The organism is Mucilaginibacter sp. CSA2-8R, assembly GCF_038806765.1.
GTDB lineage: Bacteria > Bacteroidota > Bacteroidia > Sphingobacteriales > Sphingobacteriaceae > Mucilaginibacter.
This window is the reverse complement of record NZ_CP152389.1, coordinates 5022984-5047616: the sequence shown is the minus strand read 5'-3', so window position 1 is coordinate 5047616 and position 24633 is coordinate 5022984. Positions and strand designations below refer to the sequence as shown.

The 24633-nt window shown below is 40.7% G+C and carries 18 protein-coding genes and 2 tRNA genes; 13 read left to right on the top strand and 7 right to left on the bottom strand.

The genetic code is table 11. The features are described 5' to 3' along the window. Positions 1-52: 52 nt before the first annotated feature. Positions 53-529 carry an Lrp/AsnC ligand binding domain-containing protein gene (locus AAGR14_RS21475; protein ID WP_342646294.1) on the bottom strand — a complete coding sequence of 159 codons (477 nt, stop codon included), beginning with the start codon at positions 527-529 and terminating at the stop codon, positions 53-55. A 152-nt stretch (positions 530-681) separates the two neighbouring features. On the opposite strand from AAGR14_RS21475, the gene AAGR14_RS21470 reads away from it, so the two are divergent. Together AAGR14_RS21470 and AAGR14_RS21465 are read left to right on the top strand one after the other, a co-directional pair. After that, positions 682-793 (top strand) — tRNA-Asp (locus AAGR14_RS21470). Positions 794-1078: 285 nt separating this feature from the next. Then, entirely contained in the window at positions 1079-1885 is an 807-nt protein-coding gene (locus tag AAGR14_RS21465) for a phosphatidylinositol-specific phospholipase C/glycerophosphodiester phosphodiesterase family protein (RefSeq protein WP_342646293.1), read from the top strand. A 484-nt stretch (positions 1886-2369) separates the two neighbouring features. On the opposite strand, the gene AAGR14_RS21460 is transcribed toward AAGR14_RS21465, so the two are convergent. Further along, complete coding sequence (locus tag AAGR14_RS21460) at positions 2370-3290, bottom strand: PfkB family carbohydrate kinase (RefSeq protein ID WP_342646292.1); 921 nt, start codon at positions 3288-3290, stop codon at positions 2370-2372. A gap of 87 nt (positions 3291-3377) precedes the next feature. Between AAGR14_RS21460 and AAGR14_RS21455 the strand changes: the two genes are divergently transcribed. Together AAGR14_RS21455 and AAGR14_RS21450 are read left to right on the top strand one after the other, a co-directional pair. Next, a tRNA-Asn gene (locus AAGR14_RS21455) sits at positions 3378-3451 on the top strand. A gap of 427 nt (positions 3452-3878) precedes the next feature. After that, a complete protein-coding gene (locus AAGR14_RS21450; protein WP_342646291.1) occupies positions 3879-4208 on the top strand; it encodes a hypothetical protein in 330 nt (109 codons plus the stop codon). A 214-nt stretch (positions 4209-4422) separates the two neighbouring features. Here AAGR14_RS21450 and AAGR14_RS21445 read toward each other — a convergent pair whose 3' ends face one another. Next, a complete protein-coding gene (locus AAGR14_RS21445; RefSeq protein ID WP_342646290.1) occupies positions 4423-4656 on the bottom strand; it encodes a hypothetical protein in 234 nt (77 codons plus the stop codon). Between the two features lie 259 nt (positions 4657-4915). Here AAGR14_RS21445 and AAGR14_RS21440 point away from each other — a divergent pair, with 259 nt between their 5' ends. The 7 genes from AAGR14_RS21440 to AAGR14_RS21410 all read left to right on the top strand — a co-directional run bounded on the left by AAGR14_RS21440 (position 4916) and on the right by AAGR14_RS21410 (position 17295). Next, positions 4916-5671, top strand: a complete 756-nt coding sequence (locus AAGR14_RS21440; RefSeq protein ID WP_342646289.1) for a hypothetical protein — start codon at positions 4916-4918, stop codon at positions 5669-5671. 369 nt (positions 5672-6040) lie between these two features. Further along, a complete protein-coding gene (locus AAGR14_RS21435; protein ID WP_342646288.1) occupies positions 6041-7192 on the top strand; it encodes a TlpA disulfide reductase family protein in 1152 nt (383 codons plus the stop codon). A gap of 465 nt (positions 7193-7657) precedes the next feature. After that, entirely contained in the window at positions 7658-8275 is a 618-nt protein-coding gene (locus AAGR14_RS21430; protein ID WP_342646287.1) for an RNA polymerase sigma-70 factor, read from the top strand. A 111-nt stretch (positions 8276-8386) separates the two neighbouring features. Beyond that, a complete protein-coding gene (locus AAGR14_RS21425; RefSeq protein WP_342646286.1) occupies positions 8387-9544 on the top strand; it encodes a FecR domain-containing protein in 1158 nt (385 codons plus the stop codon). A 296-nt stretch (positions 9545-9840) separates the two neighbouring features. Continuing rightward, positions 9841-13275, top strand: a complete 3435-nt coding sequence (locus AAGR14_RS21420) for a TonB-dependent receptor (protein ID WP_342646285.1) — start codon at positions 9841-9843, stop codon at positions 13273-13275. Between the two features lie 37 nt (positions 13276-13312). Then, entirely contained in the window at positions 13313-15196 is a 1884-nt protein-coding gene (locus AAGR14_RS21415) for a RagB/SusD family nutrient uptake outer membrane protein (protein ID WP_342646284.1), read from the top strand. Positions 15197-15435: 239 nt separating this feature from the next. Continuing rightward, positions 15436-17295 carry a glycoside hydrolase family 97 catalytic domain-containing protein gene (locus AAGR14_RS21410; RefSeq protein ID WP_342646283.1) on the top strand — a complete coding sequence of 620 codons (1860 nt, stop codon included), beginning with the start codon at positions 15436-15438 and terminating at the stop codon, positions 17293-17295. A gap of 225 nt (positions 17296-17520) precedes the next feature. Here the strand turns inward: AAGR14_RS21410 and AAGR14_RS21405 are convergent, their stop codons facing one another. Next, positions 17521-18408, bottom strand: coding sequence for a LysR substrate-binding domain-containing protein (locus AAGR14_RS21405; protein WP_342646282.1), 888 nt, complete (start codon positions 18406-18408; stop codon positions 17521-17523). Between the two features lie 111 nt (positions 18409-18519). Between AAGR14_RS21405 and AAGR14_RS21400 the strand changes: the two genes are divergently transcribed. Beyond that, positions 18520-19071, top strand: a complete 552-nt coding sequence (locus AAGR14_RS21400) for a hypothetical protein (RefSeq protein ID WP_342646281.1) — start codon at positions 18520-18522, stop codon at positions 19069-19071. 74 nt (positions 19072-19145) lie between these two features. Here the strand turns inward: AAGR14_RS21400 and AAGR14_RS21395 are convergent, their stop codons facing one another. The 3 genes from AAGR14_RS21395 to AAGR14_RS21385 form a co-directional block, all read right to left on the bottom strand. Further along, the gene (locus AAGR14_RS21395; RefSeq protein ID WP_342646280.1) at positions 19146-20597 is read right to left on the bottom strand and encodes an IPT/TIG domain-containing protein; all 1452 of its coding nucleotides are present in this window, start codon (positions 20595-20597) and stop codon (positions 19146-19148) included. A 620-nt stretch (positions 20598-21217) separates the two neighbouring features. Beyond that, the gene (locus tag AAGR14_RS21390) at positions 21218-21841 is read right to left on the bottom strand and encodes a response regulator transcription factor (protein WP_342646279.1); all 624 of its coding nucleotides are present in this window, start codon (positions 21839-21841) and stop codon (positions 21218-21220) included. Continuing rightward, positions 21842-23095, bottom strand: coding sequence for a histidine kinase (locus AAGR14_RS21385; RefSeq protein ID WP_342646278.1), 1254 nt, complete (start codon positions 23093-23095; stop codon positions 21842-21844). A gap of 194 nt (positions 23096-23289) precedes the next feature. Between AAGR14_RS21385 and AAGR14_RS21380 the strand changes: the two genes are divergently transcribed. Next, positions 23290-24600: a carboxypeptidase regulatory-like domain-containing protein gene (locus AAGR14_RS21380; RefSeq protein WP_342646277.1), complete on the top strand. Its 1311-nt coding sequence runs from the start codon at positions 23290-23292 to the stop codon at positions 24598-24600. Positions 24601-24633 lie beyond the last annotated feature (33 nt).

The following is a 24633-nucleotide window of genomic DNA, read 5'->3' as shown; positions in this document are numbered from 1 at the left end:
AATTAACTAATGTTAATTATTGCCGTTTTACTTTTAAAGGCGTTGTATAAGATTAATCTAAAGTGATTTGACGTTTAATCGGCTCTTCCAGCGAAATAAAGGTTTCTGTACGTTGTATGCCCGGTACGCCCTGGATGTTTTCATTCAAAACCTCGCGCAGGTGATTGGTATCATGACAAACAATTTTGGCAAAAATGCTCCACTCGCCGGTAGTATAATGCAGCTCAACAATTTCCGGAATTTCTTTAAGCGCTTTAACAGCTTCCTGGTATTGTGAACCTTTCTCTAAATAAATACCTAAAAAGGCCGTAACATCAAAGCCCAGCTTCTGTGGGTTAACTTCCAGGCTTGCGCCTTTAATTACTCCCATTTCTTCCAGTTTCTTCATTCTTACATGTATCGTACCACCAGATACAATAAGGTCTTTGGCTATCTCGGTATAAGGTGTGGTAGCATTTTTCATCAAAATAGACAGAATTTGGATATCCAAATTATCAATTTCTAAATTTTGAGCTTTTCTATGCGGCATAAATTTGTAATTAGGTATTTATATACAAGGATAATTAAAAATCAACTAAAAATGCAAATATTCCGTTGAAATATTTGCAAAAAACTATAGTCGGTCTTAAATTTGTATTAAGCAAGTCAGAAAACTTGTTTGTTCTTTATAAAAAAATATACTGTTGGGTGGTGAAATTTTTGGCAGACACACCTCCTTGTCCCGGTGGCGGAGATTATGGGAAACCCGAAGCGGGCTAACTACTCTTTGAAGGTTCGAGTCCTTCCCCAACAGCTCTTCTCATAATTTAGGTTTATAATTGGTTAGTAAAAGTCCCCCTGCCCATCAGGGGGCTTTGCTTTTTACAGGCTTTTGCTAAAACGATTTTCAAAATCAAGATCTTTTTAAGTCCTAACTTGCTTATCATATTTTACGTATTAACATTAAATCATCATTAGAATTGATGATGAGCTAATAATATTAAAGTATAACCTAAGTAACTTTACGGTATAAAAATTAATTATGCAGCTTGCATGTTTTTGCCCGAAGCATCTGAAATTAATTCTCCTGATTGGATTATTGAGTATTACCGCTTTTGCTAAGGCGCAATACTCTGTATCTGCCTGCGCTTTTGCCCATAATGATTACTGGCACAAACGCCCGCTGTATGATGCCTTGAATAACGGTTACACCCATGTTGAGGCCGACGTTTACCTGCGGCACGACAAGTTAATTGTAGCACACCTGCTGCCGTCACTCAAAAAGCATAATACCTTAGAGCGCCTTTACCTCGACCCGTTGATGAATTGTATTAAAGGGGCAGACTCAACTACCCGCCGCCCGGCCTACCCACTCACCTTAATGATCGATATTAAGTCAAACGGAGAGCGCACTTACGAAGTGCTAAATCAACTATTGCAAAAGTACCGTTCGGTATTGTCTGGCGTTGAGGACGGGCATTTTATTCAACGGGAAATTACCATTGTGCTGTCGGGCCATAAACCGGTAAAAACGCTTAAGGCACAAAGCTCACGTTGGGCTTTTATTGATGAAGATTTAAAAACCGTTGCCCGCGATACGACGGCCCAAAACATTTATCAAACTGCCAGTTGTAAGTATTCTTCGCTGATTCAATGGCGAGGTAAAGGCGATTTGCCATTTTATGAAAAGCAACGCCTATGCAGATTTGTTAACATTGCCCATAAATTCGGAAAAAAAGTACGTCTCTGGAAATCGCCCGATAATCCGGTTGTATGGAACGCGCTTTTGCAATGTGGTGTTGATTTAATTAATACCGATAAACTGGTTAAGCTAAGGCAATTTTTAACAGGCCACACTATTGTAGCTGTAGGTGCCAAGCACTTGGTGGCTGGTGATAATTTCTGAATATTGGCCTAAAGGTGGATTGATGCTGCGTTAACTATTTGATAATTAAAAGTTAGTATCACATAAAGATAGCCGTTTTGCTTTTACACCATGATCATGATTTACAATGACGTGGTTCGGATACAAGAAGAAATCTTCAATCCTTCATCGCGATTTGCCGTCGTGCTGTAGTCCCTGTACAATCAATCAGGCAGGGTAAACCGGCGTTTAAACAACCTAGAATTTGCACTATAAAAAAGGCGGCAACGCCCAGCCGAAAAGCGCTTTTTTATTCAGGCATTCATTGCTTAACCGGATAAACATGCAAAGAATATTATTCATGGCCGGTTCTATAAATCAAACGCTGCAAAAAAAATGATATAGTCGGCCAGCTGCCGGATGCAGATTGCTGGTTTAGTCAGCTTTTTCTGATTTGCCCTATAGCTGTCTCTGCAAATAAATTAAGCCTTGCCGGAAAATAAAAACGGCAAGGCTTAATTGGTAATTACAACTGTATTTCAAATTGCGCCAGGTTGATAAACTCCTGCACGCGGGCGCTTACTTCTTCGGCAGACAAATTTTTAATTTTCTCGGTGCCAAATTTTTCTACACAGAACGAAGCCAGTGCAGAGCCAAAAATGATCGCATTTTTCATGTTGTTGAAATTGATAGTGCCAACTTTAGCCAGATAACCGATAAAACCACCGGCAAAAGTATCGCCTGCACCTGTAGGGTCAAAAACCTCGGCTAAAGGCAGGGCCGGTGCCGAAAAAACTTTATCCTCATGAAACAGCAGTGCACCATGCTCGCCTTTTTTAATAATGAGGTATTTGGGCCCCATGGTTAATATTTTGTGGGCGGCTTTAACCAATGAGTACTCTCCGCTTAACTGTCGCGCCTCAGCATCGTTAATCGTAAGTACGTCCACCATTTTAATAGTTTCCAGCAAATCATCCAAGGCAATGTCCATCCAAAAATTCATGGTGTCCATCACAATAAGCTTAGGGCGATTTTTTAACCTGTTAATTACCGTTTGCTGCACTTGTGGTGTAAGGTTGCCCAGCATTAAGTATTCACAGTCTTGGTAAGCCTCTGGGATGATTGGGTCAAAATCGGCCAGTACGTTCAGTTCCGTAGCCAGCGTATCGCGGCTGTTCATATCGTTGTGGTAGCGGCCACTCCAAAAAAACGACTTTTCGCCCTGTTTTATTTGTAAACCTTCGGTATCTATGTGGTGATTGTTAAAGTCGGTAATTTCGCTTTGCGGAAAGTCATCGCCCACTACGGCTACAATTTTTACATCGTTATAAAAGTACGAAGCCGCCAAACTTGCATAGGTTGCAGCGCCGCCAACAATTTTATCTGTTTTTCCAAAGGGGGTTTCAATAGCGTCAAATGCCACAGTACCAATGACTAATAAACTCATGTAAAAATATTTTAATTTTTTTTTGTGCAAATATTGTGAAATATCCGCAAAGTTTATACTTTTGCACCACTCCAAACCGGAAAAGATTCCTGAGTAGCTCAGCCGGTTAGAGCATCTGACTGTTAATCAGAGGGTCGCTGGTTCGAGCCCAGCCTCAGGAGCAAATGCCATCAAAGTAAAATTTGATGGCATTTTTTGTTAAATGATAATTTGAAGCAATTATTTAAAGCTTGCTTTTAAAGATTTTGCAAAGTAGGGAGCATTTTCGGTTCGCGCCCATTTTGGTAGTCGTTTGTAATGCCTGCATTTATAAGCACTACTACTGTCATACTGTAGGCAAAAAAACACTTCTATCACTCTAATACGTTTACTTTGATTAACTAACGTAATTCCTTTATTGGGCCTGACAGCTACTTTGAGTTTTGTATTACTGGCTTAGAATTAAAGTGGCATTTGTGGTATGGCTTTTCTCAATAAATCCTATTCCTGCCCAATCAGGCCCTTCACCTAAGATTGATTCAATAAACATTGAGCTTCTCCTGTTTACCTCGCAGGGCATTATTGAAAATGACTCGATCATACCGGTATATGAACATCTCTCCTATCAATATAAAAACATTTATACCGGAGAATGTCTCTTCAATACACACTTTCAACAAGCATATCCCATTTTATAAAGGGTTTGGTGTTGTCATGTTGAATGGAAGATTTGGTGTTATAGACAGGTCTGGTAATTATGTTGTTCCTCTTAAACAGAGAGTCTTCGCCATTAGACCATGGTGGATTGAATTTATATCATCAAGTTTTGAATATACCTATTTTGGATTTGGCAAAGGTCTCTTGGGAAAAGAACCTTACTATGATGATGGCGAACCGGTAACGCCATCTTTAATAGCAAAAAAACAGGTGGCAGTTTAAATATCTACAAGACCGTTTGGAAAAATTTTGAGCATATACCCACATCGTTTATTGGTGGACCGGTCGATTCTATCATCGGTTATAAGGTCCAGTCTTATGTCGTGAAACGTAATGGAAAGATCGGCCTTATAGGTCGTTACCTGATTGAAACCAGCTATAGCGCACTAACATCCAATTCCAATACATCCAGACCTTGGAATGAGTATCTTTTGCATTAAAAAAAGGGAGATGCTAGTTTTATTTTTATAACGGCAAATTGATATTTAGTAGTCTGAAGAAGGCCATTAGCTTCAATGACAATGCATACATTTATCCAAGTCGCTCCCTTTTCAATTTCCTGGATTCGAACGGCATAAAAGCTTTGCAGCAGGATGCAAAGTAGATATCTGCCAATGGCAAAGTGGTCATGAATACTGATAACCAGATTGTTTTGATCGATAATAAGCATAGAGCATACATATATCGCTCTTTTAAATGATGCTAAAGTAGTTGGTTCAAATTAATTAAGAAATTATCTTGTGATAAGATAAATACAATGCATTGCTCAAGAAGTCTAACTCGGTGAAGGTGAAGTTAAAAAATAAAAGTAGATTGGACCAATCTTATTTGTACCAGTATGCAAAAGGTTGGTTTGTATCAAAAGACGTAACAGTATAATGATGGTACTTTATTTTGACATTCAAACGTTTTTTTAACGTTATCACATCATGAGACTGCTCCTGCAATTCACTTTGATGATATTATTTGCTGCTATAACCGTTCAGGTATCTTATAGCCAAACATTGTCATTCACAACAAGCTATAGATTATATGACCGTTCGTTAGAAAAGCTCACGTCTCATATCGTTATTGCAGATGGTATACTAAAAATTGATGGTGTCCGGCAAGGCTTGACAGGTCATCTTAAATCTTCAACAAGACGCAACAGCAAGAACAGAATATATTTCCTGGATAGAAAATCAAATGATGAATCTACACCGAAGAGCATTGTCACGGACACGGTAACGCTTGTCTTTAATAAAAAGGGTAAGCCTGTTTCTATGGCTTACAGCTTTGCCCAAGTACCCATGTCCAACTACAGTAGCAGGCACGTTTATATGACCACAGAAGCCAGCAACTTCTTTATCAAACATTACCTTGTAGGTAAGAAGTTTTATCAAAAAAGTGAGAGCTGTTTAAAGACTGTGGATGGAGGATATATGGAGTACGGACACACGCTGATCGAGTTCCTCCCTTATACGGTTTTAGTTAAGTCATGGCAGGATAGAGAACCTGATTATAGGAAATCAAAGGTGCAAAAACCGAAAAGGTATACGTACTATATTCAAGATACTACCATCAAAGTAAAGGGACTTTCGGGATACTTACCACTAGCTATCGAGCTACCTCACATGGCGGTATATACCAGCGGCTATGACATAACAAACCGTAACGAATGGCGCTTTTTTGAGATTGTTCAATAGAAAAACAGAATATCGTCAGTGATTAATAATTATTCATTAAAGAAATCATAGTTAATTTAACCAAGTTTGTTTTACTGTTTGATAGCGTAAAGAAATGATGATCATAGAGCTTTCAACATCTTCAGATCTTCTATCAATTGGTTCGAATTAAGTCCACTCTGTGGAGGGAATTATTAATGCCTGCAAGTGGATTCTAGCGCCCCACACTGGACATGTTATATTAAAAGAAGGAATGTTAGCTGATGCAGAAATTTTTACGGAAGATGCTACGCTGCTCCAACGATTTTTAAGAACTATAACTAAGGCAATCAACAGTTCAGGTTAATAATAATAGGAGTATTATATTTACAATCTATAAACCAAAATCACATGAACAAATTGTACAAAACGACAATCTTCCTTTTCTTAATGTGTTTTATTATACATGCCAAAGCACAAACCGATAAAATAACGACATTCACGATTGATGGAAAAATTAAGGGAATAGATTCGGGCATAATATATGGGCTTACACCTGATCAAAAAATTGTAGATAGTGCTGTTATCGTTAAGGGAAAATTTATATTGAATGGGAAGTTTATTTCTCCGGGACGAATGTTATTCAAAATTAAACCTGGCAATTGGATGTTCCCGGCTTTTGTAGACGTTTCGCATATTTCTTTCGATATTGATACTGCCGGAACAATGCATCAATATTCCAATGGGAAGGATTATCCAGTAATAACACGGGTTAATGAGATCGGCTCGCCTTTAGCCGATGCTTATAATACGTATGCAAAAGAAACAGGACAGGAAGAATATCTTTCTCTTGCTGGTAAATTACCTTCTATGAATAAGGACTCTGCAGCCTACCTTACCTCCAAAATGGCAGCCATTCAAAAGTCATTCCCGGAAAAAGCAAAAAGCTGGATTGCCAATTATGTTCGCCTGAATCCAATGTCTATTCCAGGTATTTTTATTTTCAATGAAATTTTTACCCAATTGCCAGATAAGTCAACTCCTTATTTGAGTTCGATGCTCTCAAAATTTACAGGGGACGCTAAGGCATCCTCATATTATCAAGCGCTCTATAGCCGGTTGCCAGGAAAAAGTGTTTTGATAGGTAAGATTGCGCCGGACTTTACATTATTAAAAAGAGATAGCACTAAGGTTACTCTTTCGTCAACAAGGGGGTCTATAGTTTTGCTGGATTTCTGGGCGAGCTGGTGCGTGCCATGCCGGGCAAACATTCCGGCTTTGAAAAAAGTGTACGCAAAATATCATGGCAAGGGCTTGGAATTGATTGGTATATCTGACGATCGCAAATGGAGCAACTGGACAAAAGCACTGGATGAAGAGAAAATGCCTTGGACACAAGTTATAGATAGGTTTCCCGCCCCCAATGTACCTGCTATTGTCGGCGAGTTGTATGGTACACACACCATTCCCTACTATGTTTTGATAGATCAAACGGGAAAAATTATCGCCGCCTCCGGCGATGAAAGATTTATTACGAATAAACTTGTAGAATTATTTCGATAAATTATTCATCGTCTACAAAGATCATAGTTCGGCATTAATATTTTCGGTAGCTTTAGGCTACTACCGAAGAATAAAGTGGTTATTGAATGAACATGCATTATATCGAGCCGGAATTTAGCTTTTTTTGGAGCACTTGCATATCAAAGCACAGCTATCTTTACTTTAACCGTATATCGGGTTGATTAGTCACGTATATCAAGTAGTAATTTTTTGACGGTTCGAATTATATCCAATGCGCTTTACGCCAGCAGTCTATCAGAGGATGTTGTTTAAACCAATCATCTGTTCCCAACGCTTTAAAAAAATCCTGCAAGCCTCAGAAAATCTCTGGTTACAGGCTTAGCCAAAGTAGCGCCCAAGTCTCGTATCTTACGGACTGCTGATACAGTAACAGCTTTAACTTGCAGTAGGTTATAAATTATCTAAAACGGCCTGCAAAAGAGTACACTTATTTTTGTAAGTTTATTGATTGGCTTAGCAATGAGGGACTATTGTTTATTTACTCCACAGGAATTGCTGTCTCTTGTAAAGGGAGGTGATAAAAATGCATTTACCGAAATTTATAATCGGTATTATGATGTGATTTTTAGATTCCTAAAAAAGTATTTAAAATCGAATGAATTAGCGGATGATGTATGCCAAAACGTTTTTCTGAAATGCTGGGAGCAACGTCATCAAGCTGTGACCATCGAAGAACCGGTAGCCTGGCTACTAACTGTAGCTAAACGACAAGCCATTGACACTTTAAGACGAGCATCAGTTGAGCAAAATGCGCTTCATATGATACTTTCAACTTATGAAGTTGCTCATAATCAATGCGAAAATGATCAGTTGAGCAAAGATTATTTAGCATTTATAAATCAGGTAGTTGATGATTTGCCCGAACAGACACGGCTGATTTTTAAGTTGTGCAGACAACAAAACCTTACTTATGACGAGACTGCGGATGTGCTCGGTATATCTAAACATACGGTTAAAAAGCACATGGTGCGTTCAATGAAAATCCTGAAAAACGCAGCCGATGACGAACTCGGACTGCACTTACTTATGGTCATAACTATATGTTTATTTAATAATCATTAAAAATAATTAGCTAATTTACAGCGGCTTATATATTAAGTAGTTTTTTTATACAAATTACCGTACCCTACAGGCATGTGCTAATCGTCAAGCATAATATAAGCCAAACAATCGATGCCTATCGAAGACGAATTTTACAAAAGAAAACTTATTGAGCGATATCTGTCTGGAAAGGCTACGGAGCATGAGCTTGAGGCTTTCTTCGGGCTTCTTGGTACGCAAAATTTTGATGATCTATTAGCGCAGTATATGGATCAGGATACTGCTGCCCTGCAATCTGAAAAATATGCCCAAACACGAAAGCTCCCTGTCTGGCGATATATTGCAGCTGCCTGTGCTTTAATTGTTGTATCGTTAGGCATTTTCTTTTTAAGGTCGCAAATACAACCTCAGCAAGATAAAGTTGTCCGTAAATTAAAACACGATGCGTTGCCGGGTCGTAATCAGGCTACTTTAACGTTGGCTAACGGGCAAAAAATTGTACTCACCAATGGTATGAGCGGCAAACTTGCACAGCAAGGCAATACAAGTGTGCAATTACAGGGCGACAGTATCTCTTATCTTAATGGCGCTTCTTCAGATCACGGGGGAACCACTTTTAACACACTGTCTACAAACTGCGGAGAGCAGTCGCCTTACCCGTTAGTGCTGTCTGATGGATCGAAAATATGGTTAAATGCTGCTTCTTCAGTTACTTTTCCAACCAGTTTTACAGGCAAAGAACGAAAGATTACAGTTACCGGAGAAGCTTATATTGTTGTTGCCCATAACCCGGCTCATCCCTTTAAGGTGTTAGCACATGACCAGGTTATTAACGATATAGGAACCGAGTTTAACGTTAACGCTTATGATGATGAAGCGTCTGTAAGTACGACGTTGACCCAAGGCAGCATAAGAATTGAAAAGGGCAGGAATTTTATGAATATTAAGCCCGGCCAGCAAGCTACCACCAGTGCCGTTGACGATAAAATCATGGTTAGAGATTGCGACGTTGATGCTATGGTAGCTTGGAAAAGTGGTTTGTTCCATTTTGAGCATTTGCCTTTAAAAGCTGTAATGCGGCAATTGTCGAGATGGTATGATGTCAAAGTGATTTACGAAGATGATGTTCCTAAAACTGATATCACAGGTGAGGTTTACCGTAATATGAACCTGGCAAAAGTGCTTGAAGTTTTAGATAACTTGAAAATAGCCTTCAGAGTAGAAGGCAAGAACATCATCGTATCAAACAAAGCCTCCAAACACCAGCCCCCAACTGGTAAAATCCAATAATAAACCATTATTAAACTTAAATTAAAGATTATGAGGAAGCAATTACACGAATGATTTAGCGCAATCAAGCTGAGTAAAAAATCCGCGGAAGCGAGTCGAAGCACTTCCACGGTATTGGTACTTGGTTAACATTTTCGTTCAGATTTCTGTGAACGAATAAATTAATGGGAGAACTAATTAGATATTAACCTAAGAACACAAAATTAATGAAATTTAGTGCTAACGGCATTGCTGTGCGCTTATATAAACAGCGATGGAATAAAATAATTATGGTTATGAAATTAACAACACTTCTGTTGATCATAGCCCTTGTACAGGCAAGTGCCAAAGGATACAGTCAGAACATTACGCTACATAACAAAAACACAAGCTTATACAGCGTATTGCAGCAGGTAAAAAAGCAAAGCGGTTATGTTTTTATCAGTAATAACTTTAACCTGAAAAAAACTGTTGTTAACGTAAACGTTGACAATGCAACCATAGAGCAGGCCTTGTCTGCTTGCTTTGATGGTTTGGCGGTTCAATACAAAATTGTAGATAAAACGGTAGTTGTTGTACAAGCGCTGCCTGATGCAGCCCGAAAAGCAACTCCAGTAAACATTACTGTACAGGGTAGCGTAGTTGACGAAAGAGGTGCACCATTACCAGGCGCTACCATATCAGTAAAGGGAAGTAAATCAGTTACTTTAACTAATGATAAAGGTCGTTTTGTGATCAGTAACGTAGCTGATGATGCTATCATTGTTATATCTTTTGTTGGCTATGCATCACAGGAAATACCGGCAAAAGCAAATCTGGAAGCTGTAAGATTAGTGCCTATTTCGTCAGATTTGGAACAGATTGTAGTGGTGGGTTACGGCGTGCAGAAAAAAGTGGTTGTTTCTGGCGCTGTATCTGATGTAAAAGGGGCTGAACTTACTAAATCATCATCTGTAAATTTATCTAACTCTTTGGCCGGCCGCTTATCAGGTGTGGTAGCTATACAACCGAGCGGGGAGCCCGGAGGAGATGGGTCGAGTATTCGCATACGCGGTATAAACTCATTATCTGGCGGAAATACCGATCCGTTAATTGTAATTGACGGCGTGCCCGGAAGAGCAGGAGGACTTGATAGGATAAACCCAAACGATATTGAAAGCGTGTCTGTTTTAAAAGATGCATCTGCTGCAATTTACGGATCGCGCGCGGGTAACGGAGTTATTTTGGTAACTACCAAACAAGGAAAGTCAGGTAAGCCGCAATTAACTTATGATTTTTATTACGGTCTGCAGCGTCCTACACGTACGCCCAAGATGGCAAATTCTTCAGAGTATGCCGAGATTATGAACGAACTCCAGGTTTTCAACTCTGGCCTAAATCAACAATACTGGGGTGCGGCATGGCAGGCTTTAAAAGCTACCGGTTCCTATACCCGACCAGACGGTAACGGTAATATTAATGCTCCGTTTTCTCCGTTGGCCGTGCAAAAATTTGCTGATGGTTCTGATCCTTTGCGTTATCCTAATACAGATTGGTTTTCAACCGTGTTTAAAGACTGGGCACCTCAGCAAAGGCATAACCTGCAGTTTTCGGGTGGTAGCGAAAATACCAAGTATTTGGTGTCTTTGGGTTATCTAAATCAAGATGGGTTTTACAAAAATTCTGCTACAAAATACAAGCAGTACGATATGCGCATCAATGTAGAATCAAAGATAACTAAATACATTACCACCGGCATCAGCGTTATCGGGAGAGAAGAAAATCCTAATTACCCAACAGTGAGTGCCGGTAATATCTTCAGATTTATGATGCGTGGCAGACCAACCGATGTGGCTATTTGGCCTAATGGTTTGCCCGGACCAGATATTGAGAATGGAATTAATCCGGTAGTGGCATCAACTAACCTTTCCGGGTACGACAAAACCACCCGTGATTATTTACAATCTACAGGTAAATTAGAAATCAGGATACCTCACGTTGATGGGTTGAAGGTAACAGGTACTGCTTCTTTGGATAAATATTGGGACAGGCGCACCTTATGGCGCACACCTTACCAATTATACGCCTGGGATAAAGTGAGCTTGCAAAATGACGGAAGCCCGCAATTACAACGAAAAGATTTTTACCCGGATCAATTCCGTACTCCAAATCTGTCAGAAAGCAGTTCTAACAGGCTCGACGTAAATTTAACAGGGCTTATTAATTATGATAAAAACATAAACGGACACAGTATTGCATTGCTGGCAGGTGTGCAGCGTCAAACAGCTAATAGTAGCGGCTTTAACGCTTTCAGGAGTAATTTTATATCCTCACAAATTCCGGTATTATCTTTTGGTCAGGAGTCAGGGCAAACCATCGGCGTCAACAACGTTTTCAAAAGCGCCAGATTAAGTTATTTTGGTTCTGCCAGCTACAACTATAAAGAAAAGTACATAGCACAGTTTCTTTGGCGGGTAGACGGGTCTTACATATTTCCACCAACTCATCGTTTCGGATTCTTTCCGGGTGTTTCGGCTGCCTGGCGAGTATCAGAAGAGAACTTTTTTAAAAAGAATATATCGTTTGTTAACAACTTAAAATTAAGAGGATCCTGGGGCAAGATGGGCGCCGAGGCGTACTACAGCGGAGCGCTGAAAGAATACCAATATTTAACGCTTTTAGCTACCAGTACCAATATGTTTGGCGACCGGCCGGTAACAACAGTTTACGAAGGCTCCGTTCCGAATTATGATTTTACCTGGGAAGTTGCCAATAACACCGATATTGGTTTAGATGCCAGTTTCCTGAACAGCAGGCTTAATTTAACAGTTGATTATTTCTATAACCTCCGATCGGATGTATTAGCACCAAAAATTGGTTCTATCCCCGGGAGTGCTGGTATACCGAGTTATAACTTCCCTCCGGTAAACCTTGGTAAGCTTAAAAATTCGGGATTTGACTTTAGCTTAACTTATAATGATAAAGCCGGAGAATTAAACTACAGCGTGGGCGTAAACGGTGGCTATGCTAAAAACAAAATCTTGTTTTTTGATGAAACGCCTGGTGCACCAGATTGGCAACGCGCTACAGGTCATCCAACAGATGCCTGGTTACTGTATCAGTACGACGGAGTATTTAAAGATCAGGTAGCCATTAATGCTAATACACTTAATTACAGTGGTTTGGGCATATCAAACTCGAGCTTAAGGCCGGGTGATATGAAATTTAAAGACATTAATAACGATGGTAAAATTAACGCAGATGACAGGGTAAGGATGGATAAGAACGGCACGCCTACTTTTACAGGAGGTGTTAACATTTATCTGCAGTACAAGGGGTTTGACTTAAGTGTGCTGATGCAGGGGGCCCTTGGTGGGTTGCAGAAAATAGGCCTTACTGAATCGGGCAGCATCGGAAATTACCTGAACTGGTCATATCAAAAAAGATGGAGCATCGATCAGCCAAGCGATGTTTACCCGCGTTTGTCCGACTCCAACAGTGGTGCTACCTATTTTACTACTAGCGCATCTGATAATACCTATTATGTAATTAATGCCAACTATATCAGAATCAAGAACGTGGAGCTGGGTTATACCTTACCTAAGCCTTGGTTACAAAAAGTAGGCATTAACGCTTTAAGAATTTATGCAAATGGTATTAACCTGGCAACTTTTGACAAGATCAAAATATGGGATCCCGAATCAACCAATTCCAGCGGACAATACTATCCACAAGCTAAAATTATAAATATGGGCGTAAGGTTAACCTTATAACATACAGGCAGGTAATTCTTGAGAAAAAATTTAAGACATGAAAAAGATTACACAAAATAAAAATCTGTATATGCTGGTATTCATTATGTTGATGAGTGCAGCCTGTAAAAAAGATTTTCTGAACGTAACCCCTCCCAACCAATTATCGGCAGACGTAGTTTGGAGCGACCCTGTTTTAGCTGAGGCTTACATGTATGACGCCTATAAAGGTTTGGTTAATGGCGGATTTTCTGAGCAGATGCTTGCATCTGTTTCGGATGAGGCTCTGTTTAATCACTCTGGCCGTGGTATAGATGTGGTAAACACTGGTAATGTAAGTCCAAGCACCACCGGATGGATAGATGATTCGTGGAACTGGGACAGAATGTATCTGTACATTAGAACTTGTAACACAGCAATTGACCGGATAGTTAGCGGAAATAATAGTTTATCAGATCAGGCAAAGAAAGACCAGCTTTTAGGCGAAGCCTATTTTTTAAGGGCTTATTATTATCAGCAGCTGTTGCGCTTTTATGGCGGCGTTCCAATCATAACAAATGTTTATAACATCACTGATGACTTGTTAATTAAACGAAATACGTATGAGGAATGCGTAAATTTTATTGTAAAGGATTGTGATGGCGCAGCTAAATTATTAGCTGGTAAGTCGGTGGATAAGGGGCGTGCCACTGCATTAGCTGCATTGGCTCTTAAATCAAGAGTGTTGATCTACGCAGCAAGCGACTTGCATGACAGAGCCAAACTTACCGCAAAACTAAGTGGTATATCAGATCAGGCTTTGCCTCTGTTGTGCTACATGTCGGGTAGTCAGGCAGACCGTTATCGGTTGGCGCAAGTTGCGTCAAAAGCAGTAATGGATGCCGATAGCCGGGGTGGTTATAAGCTTAATTTATCAAGCCCTGCTTCGCCTGCACAAGGCACAACCAATCATGTAAGCGTTGCTATGGGGGGCGCAAGCAAAGCAACTAATGTTGACCCTGCTGGTGCTTCTGAGCTAATTTTTGCCAAGTATTTTTTATCGCCTAATTACGCGGTTACGCCAAATTTGTACAACGGGCCCAACGGATACCATAACTGGGGCGGCAATACGCCTATAGGCCAGTTGGTTGATGATTATGAAATGGTTGATGGTACACCCTTTAGCTGGGCCAACGCAGTAGCGAAGGCTAACCCATATCAAAATCGCGACCCCCGTTTGTATGCCACCATTTTGTTTGATGGCGCTAACTGGAAACCTCGCGATAAAGTATCTGGCAATGTTGATCCGGCCAATCAAATTCAAACCGGAACTTATGACCTCGTTATAGACGGAAAAACAAGTACTTTTAGTGGTCTGGATACTAAAAACAGCTCTATAGAAAACTGGAATGGTTCATATACAGGTTACTATTACCGCAAATTTACCGATCCGGACGCCAACGTGGTTGATCAAAATATGCCGCAAACTATTCCTTGGCCATTTTTCAGGTATACCGAAGCCGTGCTAAATTATGTAGAGGCTTCCATCGAACTGGGCGAAACTAGCACCGCAGTGTCCTGGCTCAACAAAATTCGTTTCCGGGCAGGGATGCCTGCAGTTACAGCCGTAGATCAGGCTACGCTACGCAATATTTACCGTCACGAGCGTCGTGTTGAAATGGCTTTTGAGGAGCAACGATATCATGATGTACGCAGATGGCTGATAGCAAGCGAAACATTGGGCAGAAAAGTATCCATCGTAACCATTACCGGAAAGTTTAAGGCAGGAAAATCATTATCCTTCCCTTATGCTTATAATCCCACAATTTACGATTATACTTACACACCATCAGAATACAATGTTTTAGAAAACCGGGCATGGAACAATTCACTTTATTTTCGTCCGATCACTCGTGATGAGATTAACAAAAACAAGCAGTTGATCCAAAATCCGGGCTATTAGCAGTCAACAACAAATGACTATGATACAAGCTGTAATTGAAAGTTGATTACTAAAGCGAGTGTAATAGGCTGATATCCGGTTATACCGGATATGAAATTCCGGCTAAATGCCCTGTATTACGAGGGCACCCGGAGTAACTAAACATAGGCGAATCCATAAGTCAAAATAAATTAATTTTGGCTTATGGATTTTATTATAAGTGCTCAGGGCGTGAATGTGCTTTGGGTATTAAAGAAATTATGACTAAAACTACATATTTACAATTAAAGTGCTTCATCATTGCGTTGTTTACCTTAGGTATAAATGCAGTTACAGCTCAAACAAAAAAGGAGGTTGAAACGCTTAAATCGCCCGACGGTAAACTGCAGCTTTCTTTTACTTATGCGTACAAAAAGTCTGTTTCGTACACGTTTTCAGCCTACGGAAGGGTATTGATCAATCCATCGGCCTTAGGCTTGGCTGAAATTGCTCCGCAACAATTTATCCGGTCACCCCATCGTGCAGTTAACACTGTTTGGAAGCCGGTATGGGGTAAACGTGCCATTGTGCCCGACCGGTACAATGAAGTAACCATTGATCTTAAAGCTTATCAGATTGTGGCACGTGCCTATAATGATGGTGTGGCTTTCCGGTACATATTTCCGGAAGGAAAAAAATTAGATGAATTGACTCAGTTCAATTTTTTTGATGACTATATCGCTTGGTTTTACAACGGGGAAAATGCTAATAAAGGTCCGGAAAAGTTAACCGATATTGCCGGAAAGCGCTTACCTGTGATGACTATCAAAGCAAACGATAACGCATATATGGCAATTCACGAAGCTGAATTAGCAACTGGTGAACCGCTTGTTTTGGAAGCAACCAAAGGGGAGAAGCAGATAAGGGTTGCCACCAAGGCCACATCGGCTTGGCGGGTGCTTATGTTCGGTCGCAGCCCTGGAGTGTTGGTAGACTCCCATTTGATCGAATTATTAAATAAGCCACCACAAAAAAAGTATGATTTTTCGTGGGTAAAGCCTGGCGTTGCTGTGTGGGATTGGCGCATCAATGGAGCAAAAGTGGACACTTTCAAATATAAAATGTCTCTACCATCGTGGAAGCGTATGGTCGATTTTGCTGCAGCGAATAATATGCGTTATTTGCTGTTAGACGCTGATTGGTATGGGCCGGAGTTTAATCAAAACTCTGACCCTTTAAAAGGTGGCAAGGTTGCCCAGGTACACGAAATCATCGCCTATGGTAAGTCGAAGAATGTTGGCGTTTGGCTTTACATCAATGACATTGGCGGCCGCAAGTATCCACTTGAGGAAACTTTAAAGCAATACAGCGACTGGGGCGCGGCAGGCATAAAGTACGGCTTTATGACAGGTGGCCCGGAAGAAAAAAATACCCGGACCCAGCTCATCACCGAAATATGTGCAAAGTATCATCTGCTGTGTGATTTTCATGATGGCCCCGTACATCCCAACGGACAAATGCGTACGTGGCCCAACGCAGTTACCCGTGAATATTGCCAGGCTCAGCTTGATGGGCACAAGGTGTTTAGCCCTAAAACGTTTGTTACATCTGTTTTTGTTAACATGCTTGCAGGGCCTATAGACATGAACAATGGCTTGGCCGATTTAACCCAGGCTGGTCGTGTGGATGAACCCTCGCCCGTTCCGTCTACTCTGGTAGGTGAAGCTGCGCGTACGCTTATTGTATTTTCCGGTGTAACCGTTATTCCTGATATACCAGAAAATTATAAAAAACATCCTGAATTGCTTGAGTTTTATGCATCACAAAAGATGCCTTGGCGAGAAAGCAAGACACTTAGCGGTGTTATTGGCGAACACATCACCATGGCCCGCCAGGCAGCAGACGGTACCTGGCTTATAGGTGCAGCCACCGATGAGCAACCGCGTGAGATTACCATACCATTGTCGTTTCTTGGTAAAGGGAATTACAAAGCCCTTATTATTCAGGATAGCGCAGATTCTGACTATCGCACACATAAAGAAGGGTACGTATCAAAAACGCAGGATGTTAATTCAACCAACACCATTCGTGTAAAATTAGCACCCGGTGGCGGAGCTTGTGTTGTCCTGAAAAAAATGTAATCATATTTAATTACCCTCCAGCACTATTAACACTATTAAATTCCGCTGATTGGTTCGAATTTGGCCCAGTCTCAGCAAAAAAGCCCCGCACATCTGCGGGGCTTTTTTGCTATATAGAATTTTACATCTATATACTTTATTGCTTGTCCTATATTGGTTATACAACTAATTTATAAGTCAGTTTTACCAAGTATATACTTGTCAAAATGGTTTAATAATATTTTGTTAAGATTGGTAATTATTTGCATATACAGCTAATTGTTGAGCTAATAAGAGTGCGGGCTTTTTGCAGTAAACACCTATTGGCCAGGTAATACTGGCCTGTCTCGTCATGCTGTTACCTGCAAGTTTTACCGCTTTTAATTCCGGATGATTAAAAATGGAAGACTCCATGAGTATAGTTGCCCAATTACCGCTATCCACTAATTGTAAAAGCATATTGATATCATTGACTTCCATTTGCATATTAATGTCCACATCGTGATGGGATAGCAAATGGTCAAAATGGTTCCGAATACTAAACCCTTTGGATGGTAAAATCAACGACAGATCTTTTAACTCTTCAAAAGCGATCTGTTGTTTTATGGCCAGAGGATGATTAGCATGTACGATTAGCGCCAGGCACGAAGAAAAGAGGCGCTCAATCTTATAGCTTCCAGGTTTCTCTTCTTGTGAGAAAGACAACATCATATCAATATGGCTTTGATCAAGTTTCTTCAGTAGGTCTTGTGTGGTGCCAAAAATAATTTCGAGGTGAATGTCAGGAAACTGCTTTGAAAAATTCAGGACCGCTTTGGCCAGCAGATCTGTTAACCCGTAAGTAACCCCAATATTCAATGTGCCTGTACTAAGGCTCATCAAATCTTTTAATATGTTTTTACCATCGCTGGCATCTCTAATTGTTTTATTAGCATACGGCAAAAACATCCTTCCGGCTTCTGTCAACCGCACCCGCTTGGCAATCCGGTCAAATAATGGTATGCCCAGTTCATCCTCTAATTGTTTTACTTGTTGCGACAAGGTACTTTGAGTAATGTACAAAGCTCCAGCGGCTTCTGTAAAATTTTGGAGTTCTGCTGCTTTAATAAAGTATTTAAGTTGACGAAGTTCCATTCTTGAAAATAGTAAGATAATCGGTTTTATCAATGAACTATATCGGAAATAAGAGTTTAGACGATTATTATTGAATGGCGACCTTTGTTTTACTGAACAAAAGACAACATTATGGAAATCTTACAAAACTCAGAAAACGCGCTATCTCATTCAACAGTTAAAGCTATCATCAATGCGCCGTTTGAGAAAGTGAACATTGCCGACTGGTTATTTAACCTGCCCGATGAAGAGTATCAAAGATGTTCAACGGCTCATATTGCTGCCGGCTTTACCCGTACCATGAATGGCGAACCCATGTCTATCAATGTTGAAACTATTGGCGGTGCACTGGTTATTCAGCATTATGTGGCTACAGAATACAGGGCTGATTATTGCCGGATGTTATCTGTTTCTGATGCTATATCTGCACACGGACGCAGTAAAGTTCAGGTGTTATGGGAGTTGAAGGCCGTTAAGATAAATGAAAATACCTGCGAGTATATCAATGAAATACATGCGACTGCTACTCCTGAATTCTTCGAGTTTATAAAAGCGCATAATACAACATTAGCGCAGGCTGCTCATGACCGCCAGCTCGCCTCAGATGCACACAATCATGAAGAAACACCGCTGTTTGCAAAAAGTATAGAAAAAAAAGCGCTTACCGGTAGTTACGGAATTTAATTGCTCAGGGTGGCTCTAAGCAACTTGTTTTTATACATTACTTTAATAACAAAATGGCAGCAGACATTTTGCTATTAAAGTATAACCTTGTAAAGCCAATTTTTAGGATTGTAGTTGTACCTGTTAAATAATTCTGTTGCGCTTAAATATAAGTTCCCAGCCTTGTCTAAAGTCATACCCCAGATATTGCCGCCAGCCGGATTTCCGTAAGTGTTGGTCGCTACGCCGTTTTTAATCTGATACAGATTACTCCCCACTGATAAATAGAGTGTTCCAGAAGCTGTGATGGCCAAATTGATGACAGCATTCTGCTGACCGCCCGTACTTATTTTGTCCCCTGTGATGGGCATTGTGCTGATTGTTCCGCCAGGTGTGATCTTACCTATAGTATTCGAACTCAGGCTCACCAAATATAAATCGCCAGTTTCCGGGTGTATGGCTATGCCACTTACGCTTGTAAAACCGGGTAATGTTATTGGCCCATAACTAGGCAGCGCATTGGCAATCGTACTCACCAATCCTGATGGCGTTACTTTACGGATGACAAAAGTATCATTTACATAGAAATTACCGGTCAAAGCATCCAGTATAAGATTATAAGGTGAATTGAAATTAGCCGTCTTACCTTGCCCATTAGTGAAAGCCGGGTAGCCTCCTCCCGCTATTTCGCTCAGGCTGCCATCGGGTAATACTTTAATTACCCTAGAGAGATAATCAGTATTGTAATTCGGGTAATTGTCATGCAATACAAATGGGGCAATAAAGTAAACTGTTCCGGCCTTGTCGGCTGTGCAGCCACCAAAATAGGCTCCGGAAATTAAATTGTAATCAACACCACTTAATTTCGTGACTATGGATGAAATGCCCCCCGGCGTAACCTTGTAAATTGCATTTTTAATAGTGCCGTAAAAGTTGCCAGCATCATCTAACGACAAAAAACGTAAGCCGATATTACTGATTGTTGTAAAAGTGGACGAGGTAACCGTAAAATCGTCCGGATATGATAATGCTTTGCCAAATGTAGTCAGTACAATTTTGCCGGAGGTGGCATTAACCGGTACTTTAAAATAAACTGCGTCAAGTTTTACTGAATCAATGACCGCTGCGGTACCATTAATGGTCACATTAGTCTTGGCTGCTGTAGTACTAAAGTTTTCGCCGTAAATAACCAACTGGCTCCCCCGCATGCCTGCCGGTGTGTTGAGTCCGGTTATATGTGGGTCAGGGGCTTCAACCGTAAATTGAGTAGGATGAACGATGCTTTTGCCATTAGTATTTATGGTGAGCCTTACCGGGCCGGGAGGTACCTGATCCGGAATGGCTACATAAATGGTAGTCGAATCGCCTTGGATAGCAGAGGCGCTGACATTGTTAAACAATACACTGCTTTGCTTAAAATCCTCACTAAAATTGTGCCCGTTGATTAAAATTACACTGTTCGGTACCCCCAAATTATTGAGAATAAACCGGTTGTAATAGTGTGGCCCACTGGTGTATCGCTCCCCATTGTAACTGTAGAATTCCATGGTGGTTACTATAGGCCGCGTACTGAGATCATCAGACGGTTGCTTTTCTTTTTTGCAGCCAAACAGCAAGCCTTGCATTAACAAGCAGATAACGAAGATGCTGCATTTTGAAATATTTGAATTAGAAAGCATACCAGATGTAATCAGCCTTAAATAGCGAATATTTGAAATTGAAAAGGAGGGAGCCGGGTGAGCATAAAAAATATTACACGTAAGTTAACTGTTACAACACGGCCAGCTTAACTTACCGTTATTAGCAACAAAACGCTTAATCTGATTCATACAAGTGATTAGACTAGTTATTTCTTTATCTACTATTAGGTCAATATTTCAAAGTTATCAAACTTTTACCTCAGGTCAATCCCCCAAATTGGGTGATTTTCGGTTAATGTAAATCACCCGAGGCATAAGATTAGCCCTCCTGCTATCAAGCCACATTGCCTAAAATCTCAGGTGTGTTTATGTTAGAAAGCATAAAGCTATGTATTCTCTTAACGACTGCCCACATTCATGACAATGAACAATTCACTTAACAATCTAAGTAGTGCAATGTGTATAACTGTCATTTGTGATTACAACAAAGTAATGTTCATTTAAATGTGGAAATATAGCTGGAAGGTCTAATTAATCCACTTTTTAATCTCGGCGATGCGAATAGCATCCACTTTAGAACTTACCGATAATTTTTGGTAGATATTTTTAATATGGCTCCTAACAGTTTCTTTGCTGATGAACAAATCAAGGGCTATTTTAGAATAGCTTTTTCCTTCCGCAATCCGGCGCAGTACCTCCTGTTCCCGGTCAGAAAGTGGAGAATCAAAAGAACGTTTAAATGATTGTACCACCATTTTAGCGATATGCAGACTCATTGGGGCGCCTCCTGCAAATGCTTCTGTAATGTTCTGTATAATATCGTCTCCATCAGAGTTTTTGACAATATAGCCCCCGGCACCGGCACACAATGAACGGAATACTTTGTCGCTGTCTTCCAATACCGTTATAATTAATACAATACAATCCGGGCGCTGTTTCTTAATGCGTAGTGTACCCTCAATGCCATCTATACCCGGCAAATCAATGTCCATCAATACCAAATCGGGCGCATCCGTTGATAGGTTTTTAAATGCGTCTTCACAATTGCTATATTGTCCAGCAACGATGTAGTCTTCAGCGCTATCAATGATAGCGGCAAATCCTTCCCTGATTTTGCTGTTGTCCTCAATAATACTAATACGCCTGTTCATTTAGATTGTATTTAATTGATGCGCCGGAACAATAATTTCAATCCGGGTGCCCGATGAAGATTTTTGTAAAGCAAATCCAAAATTATTCTTTTGGCAGCGGCGTTCCATATAGCTGAGCCCATAATGTTGTTGGTTATTGTCGGCCTCTTTCCAGCTACCATTATCTTCCAGTAGATACATCACTGATTCTTTTCCGAGGTGCATAGCCAGTTTTACTTCAGTTGCTGCTGCATGCCTTACTACATTAGTCATTGCCTCTTTAAAAATATATATCAAATTTAATGCAGCATAAGATTCAAATTGTAACAGAGAACCAAGTTCGGCCTTAGCCGAGAAAGCTATATCAAACTGATTAAAATACAACTGCCCATACCCGGTTAAGTAATCAAAAAGCTCGGTAGGGTCATCACTGTTATGGTTTAAGTGCCAAAGAAAATCTTTGCTGCTGGCATAAAGCTCGTTACTGTTATCTATAATGCTCTTTACTATGGGTTGTACATCATGTTCGGCTTTAAGCTTAATTTTTAACAGGGATGCCTGGCGGGTAATTGCAGAAAGCATATTGCCTGTTTGGTCATGAAAATCATTAGCAATGGTTTCGCGCATGCTGTTTAATTGTTCGGTACGCTTTTTTACTGCTTCATCTAATGTTGATATTTTCTGATCTTGTAAGGCACGTATCTTAGCCCGGTCGCGTTCTTGATCATATTGCTGATAAGCTAAAAAGCCACCAAAAAAAATAGTAATCAGGCAATTAACTGCAAACGGATACAATGGCTCACCCAGCCAACTGGCTGATGTTGTATTTATACCAGCATGCAAAGTGCGATAATAAATAAAGGAAAATGCTACCAAGTTACTGAATACGGCATACCAGCCAAACTTTTTATCGGCCCATATAGCAACCAGCAGGTACATGTGCAGAATGTTTACGTTGACTGAGTAAATTAAGCCAGAATCTTTGATCCAATCGTATATAATGAAGTAAGTTACCACCGCCGTTAGCGTCATTGGGATGCGGTAATGGCCAAAAAATTTGATTGACAGCAGCAGAATAATAGCCAGCAAATCATTGAGTAAAAATCCGCCAACAGGCTTACCTAAATAAAGCATCAGCGGTGGAAACAGCAACATCAATGGTACAGCAACCAGTGCAGTACTCACTACAGTCCGAAGTTCATTATATAGTGGGTGTGCTTTGTTCTGCTTTATGCCGGCTGGTAAAAAATAATTAACAAGGGTGTCAAATTGCATAAGGTTAGTTGCAAAAGTGCATTACTAAGTCTATAAATGTACAGAAACCGGATGTTTATGACAATCCCTACATTAAAAATCCCCCAAACTGGGGGATTGATGGTTAATTGAGACAGCTGTAATTTCGGTGCATAATCCTTTTTAAATAAAACAGGCTATTAAGCATCAAACTGCATTTACCTACGCCTTATCTCATGAAAATAATATTCATTATATTATTTAGCCTTACTATAGGTTTGTGCAGTTGCAAAAAAAAAGATGCGGCCGTTGCACCTGTAACTACAGCAACGGTTCCGACTGATACTAAGGGTAGCCTTTCAGGTACTATTAGCCCTGCTACAGCTGTGAGCAATATTACCTTACAATTGTTTACGGCTACCGGGGCTGGTACAATTTACAGTACCACCGCCGATGCTCAAGGCAATTTTAACTTTGCTGCTTTATTGCAGGGTAATTATGTGCTAACGCTTACCGCAACTTCTGGTTACGTATCTGTAAATCAGCCAGTCACCATTGTTGGCGGCCAGAACACCGCTTTAGGAGATGTTTCCTTGCGGCAAATGCCTGGTAGTATCAGTGGCATGATTAGTCCGGCCGGAGCAGCCACTTCAGTTTCATTAATGAGTACCAGCGGAGGGAGTACTTATTATGCCACTCCAACTGGTACTGGTAGCTTTTTGTTCAGCTTTGTTGCCCCCGGTACATATACCCTCAATTTTACTGCCGCCCTGGGGTATGTAGCGCCGGTTAGCCCGGCAATAACGGTTGCTACCGCACAAAATACGGATGCCGGCACACTGGTTTTTAAAGCGGCGGCACCCGGGAGTATCAGCGGCAGCGTATCTCCGGCAGGTTCTGTGGCTTATGTACAGGCTGTTTATATTGGCAGTGCTACCTTGAGGTATACGGTTGTGCCCGATGCCAGTGGTAATTTCAAGATAAATAATGTTACACCCGGCAGTTATTATGTAACTGCTGCATCTAACGCAGTTAACAACTTATACGCGCCTTATAGCCGCCGCATTGCCGTAACCGAAGGGCAAGATATCTCGGTTGGTACTATCGGTTTAACCACTACACCTCCTCCTTATCCTTTCTCCTGCACGGTAGATGGCACAGATGGCTATTCTACCTTGCCAGGGGCTTCCTACTCACCGTCTAAGCAAACAATAAGTGTCAGTACTACAGTCAACGGCAATTTAGTAACTGTTTATGCCGGTGATGTAACCGGTCCGGGCAACTATACCTGCAACAGCACCACAAGTTCATTCATTACCTACACTGTGCCGCCAAAAATTTCCCAAATTCCTGAAGATAATAATAGACCATATACTATCTGGAGCACCAAAGCCGGAGGTAACGGTAGCATTACAATCACCTCTATTGATGTGGTGAACAAGACGGTATCCGGCAGTTTTTCCGGCTCGTTGGGTCCGAGTAGCAGCAATGCTACAAATATGAAAACTATTACTAAAGGTGCCATTGTAAATGTGCAGTACCAGTAAATATTCAGCTCACTTCCAAAAAAAAAGCATACT

What these genes read in the sequence shown, in the direction of transcription:
- AAGR14_RS21425 (WP_342646286.1), top strand. Translation starts at nt 8,387, where the DNA reads ATGCCTATCGAAGACGAATTTTACAAAAGAAAACTTATTGAGCGATAT.
- AAGR14_RS21380 (WP_342646277.1), top strand. Translation starts at nt 23,290, where the DNA reads ATGAAAATAATATTCATTATATTATTTAGCCTTACTATAGGTTTGTGC.
- AAGR14_RS21395 (WP_342646280.1), bottom strand. Translation starts at nt 20,597, where the DNA reads ATGGAATTCTACAGTTACAATGGGGAGCGATACACCAGTGGGCCACAC.
- AAGR14_RS21405 (WP_342646282.1), bottom strand. Translation starts at nt 18,408, where the DNA reads ATGGAACTTCGTCAACTTAAATACTTTATTAAAGCAGCAGAACTCCAA.
- AAGR14_RS21475 (WP_342646294.1), bottom strand. Translation starts at nt 529, where the DNA reads ATGCCGCATAGAAAAGCTCAAAATTTAGAAATTGATAATTTGGATATC.
- AAGR14_RS21410 (WP_342646283.1), top strand. Translation starts at nt 15,436, where the DNA reads ATGACTAAAACTACATATTTACAATTAAAGTGCTTCATCATTGCGTTG.
- AAGR14_RS21415 (WP_342646284.1), top strand. Translation starts at nt 13,313, where the DNA reads ATGAAAAAGATTACACAAAATAAAAATCTGTATATGCTGGTATTCATT.
- AAGR14_RS21385 (WP_342646278.1), bottom strand. Translation starts at nt 23,095, where the DNA reads ATGCAATTTGACACCCTTGTTAATTATTTTTTACCAGCCGGCATAAAG.
- AAGR14_RS21400 (WP_342646281.1), top strand. Translation starts at nt 18,520, where the DNA reads ATGGAAATCTTACAAAACTCAGAAAACGCGCTATCTCATTCAACAGTT.
- AAGR14_RS21460 (WP_342646292.1), bottom strand. Translation starts at nt 3,290, where the DNA reads ATGAGTTTATTAGTCATTGGTACTGTGGCATTTGACGCTATTGAAACC.
- AAGR14_RS21440 (WP_342646289.1), top strand. Translation starts at nt 4,916, where the DNA reads ATGAGACTGCTCCTGCAATTCACTTTGATGATATTATTTGCTGCTATA.
- AAGR14_RS21390 (WP_342646279.1), bottom strand. Translation starts at nt 21,841, where the DNA reads ATGAACAGGCGTATTAGTATTATTGAGGACAACAGCAAAATCAGGGAA.
- AAGR14_RS21445 (WP_342646290.1), bottom strand. Translation starts at nt 4,656, where the DNA reads ATGCTTATTATCGATCAAAACAATCTGGTTATCAGTATTCATGACCAC.
- AAGR14_RS21435 (WP_342646288.1), top strand. Translation starts at nt 6,041, where the DNA reads ATGAACAAATTGTACAAAACGACAATCTTCCTTTTCTTAATGTGTTTT.
- AAGR14_RS21450 (WP_342646291.1), top strand. Translation starts at nt 3,879, where the DNA reads ATGAACATCTCTCCTATCAATATAAAAACATTTATACCGGAGAATGTC.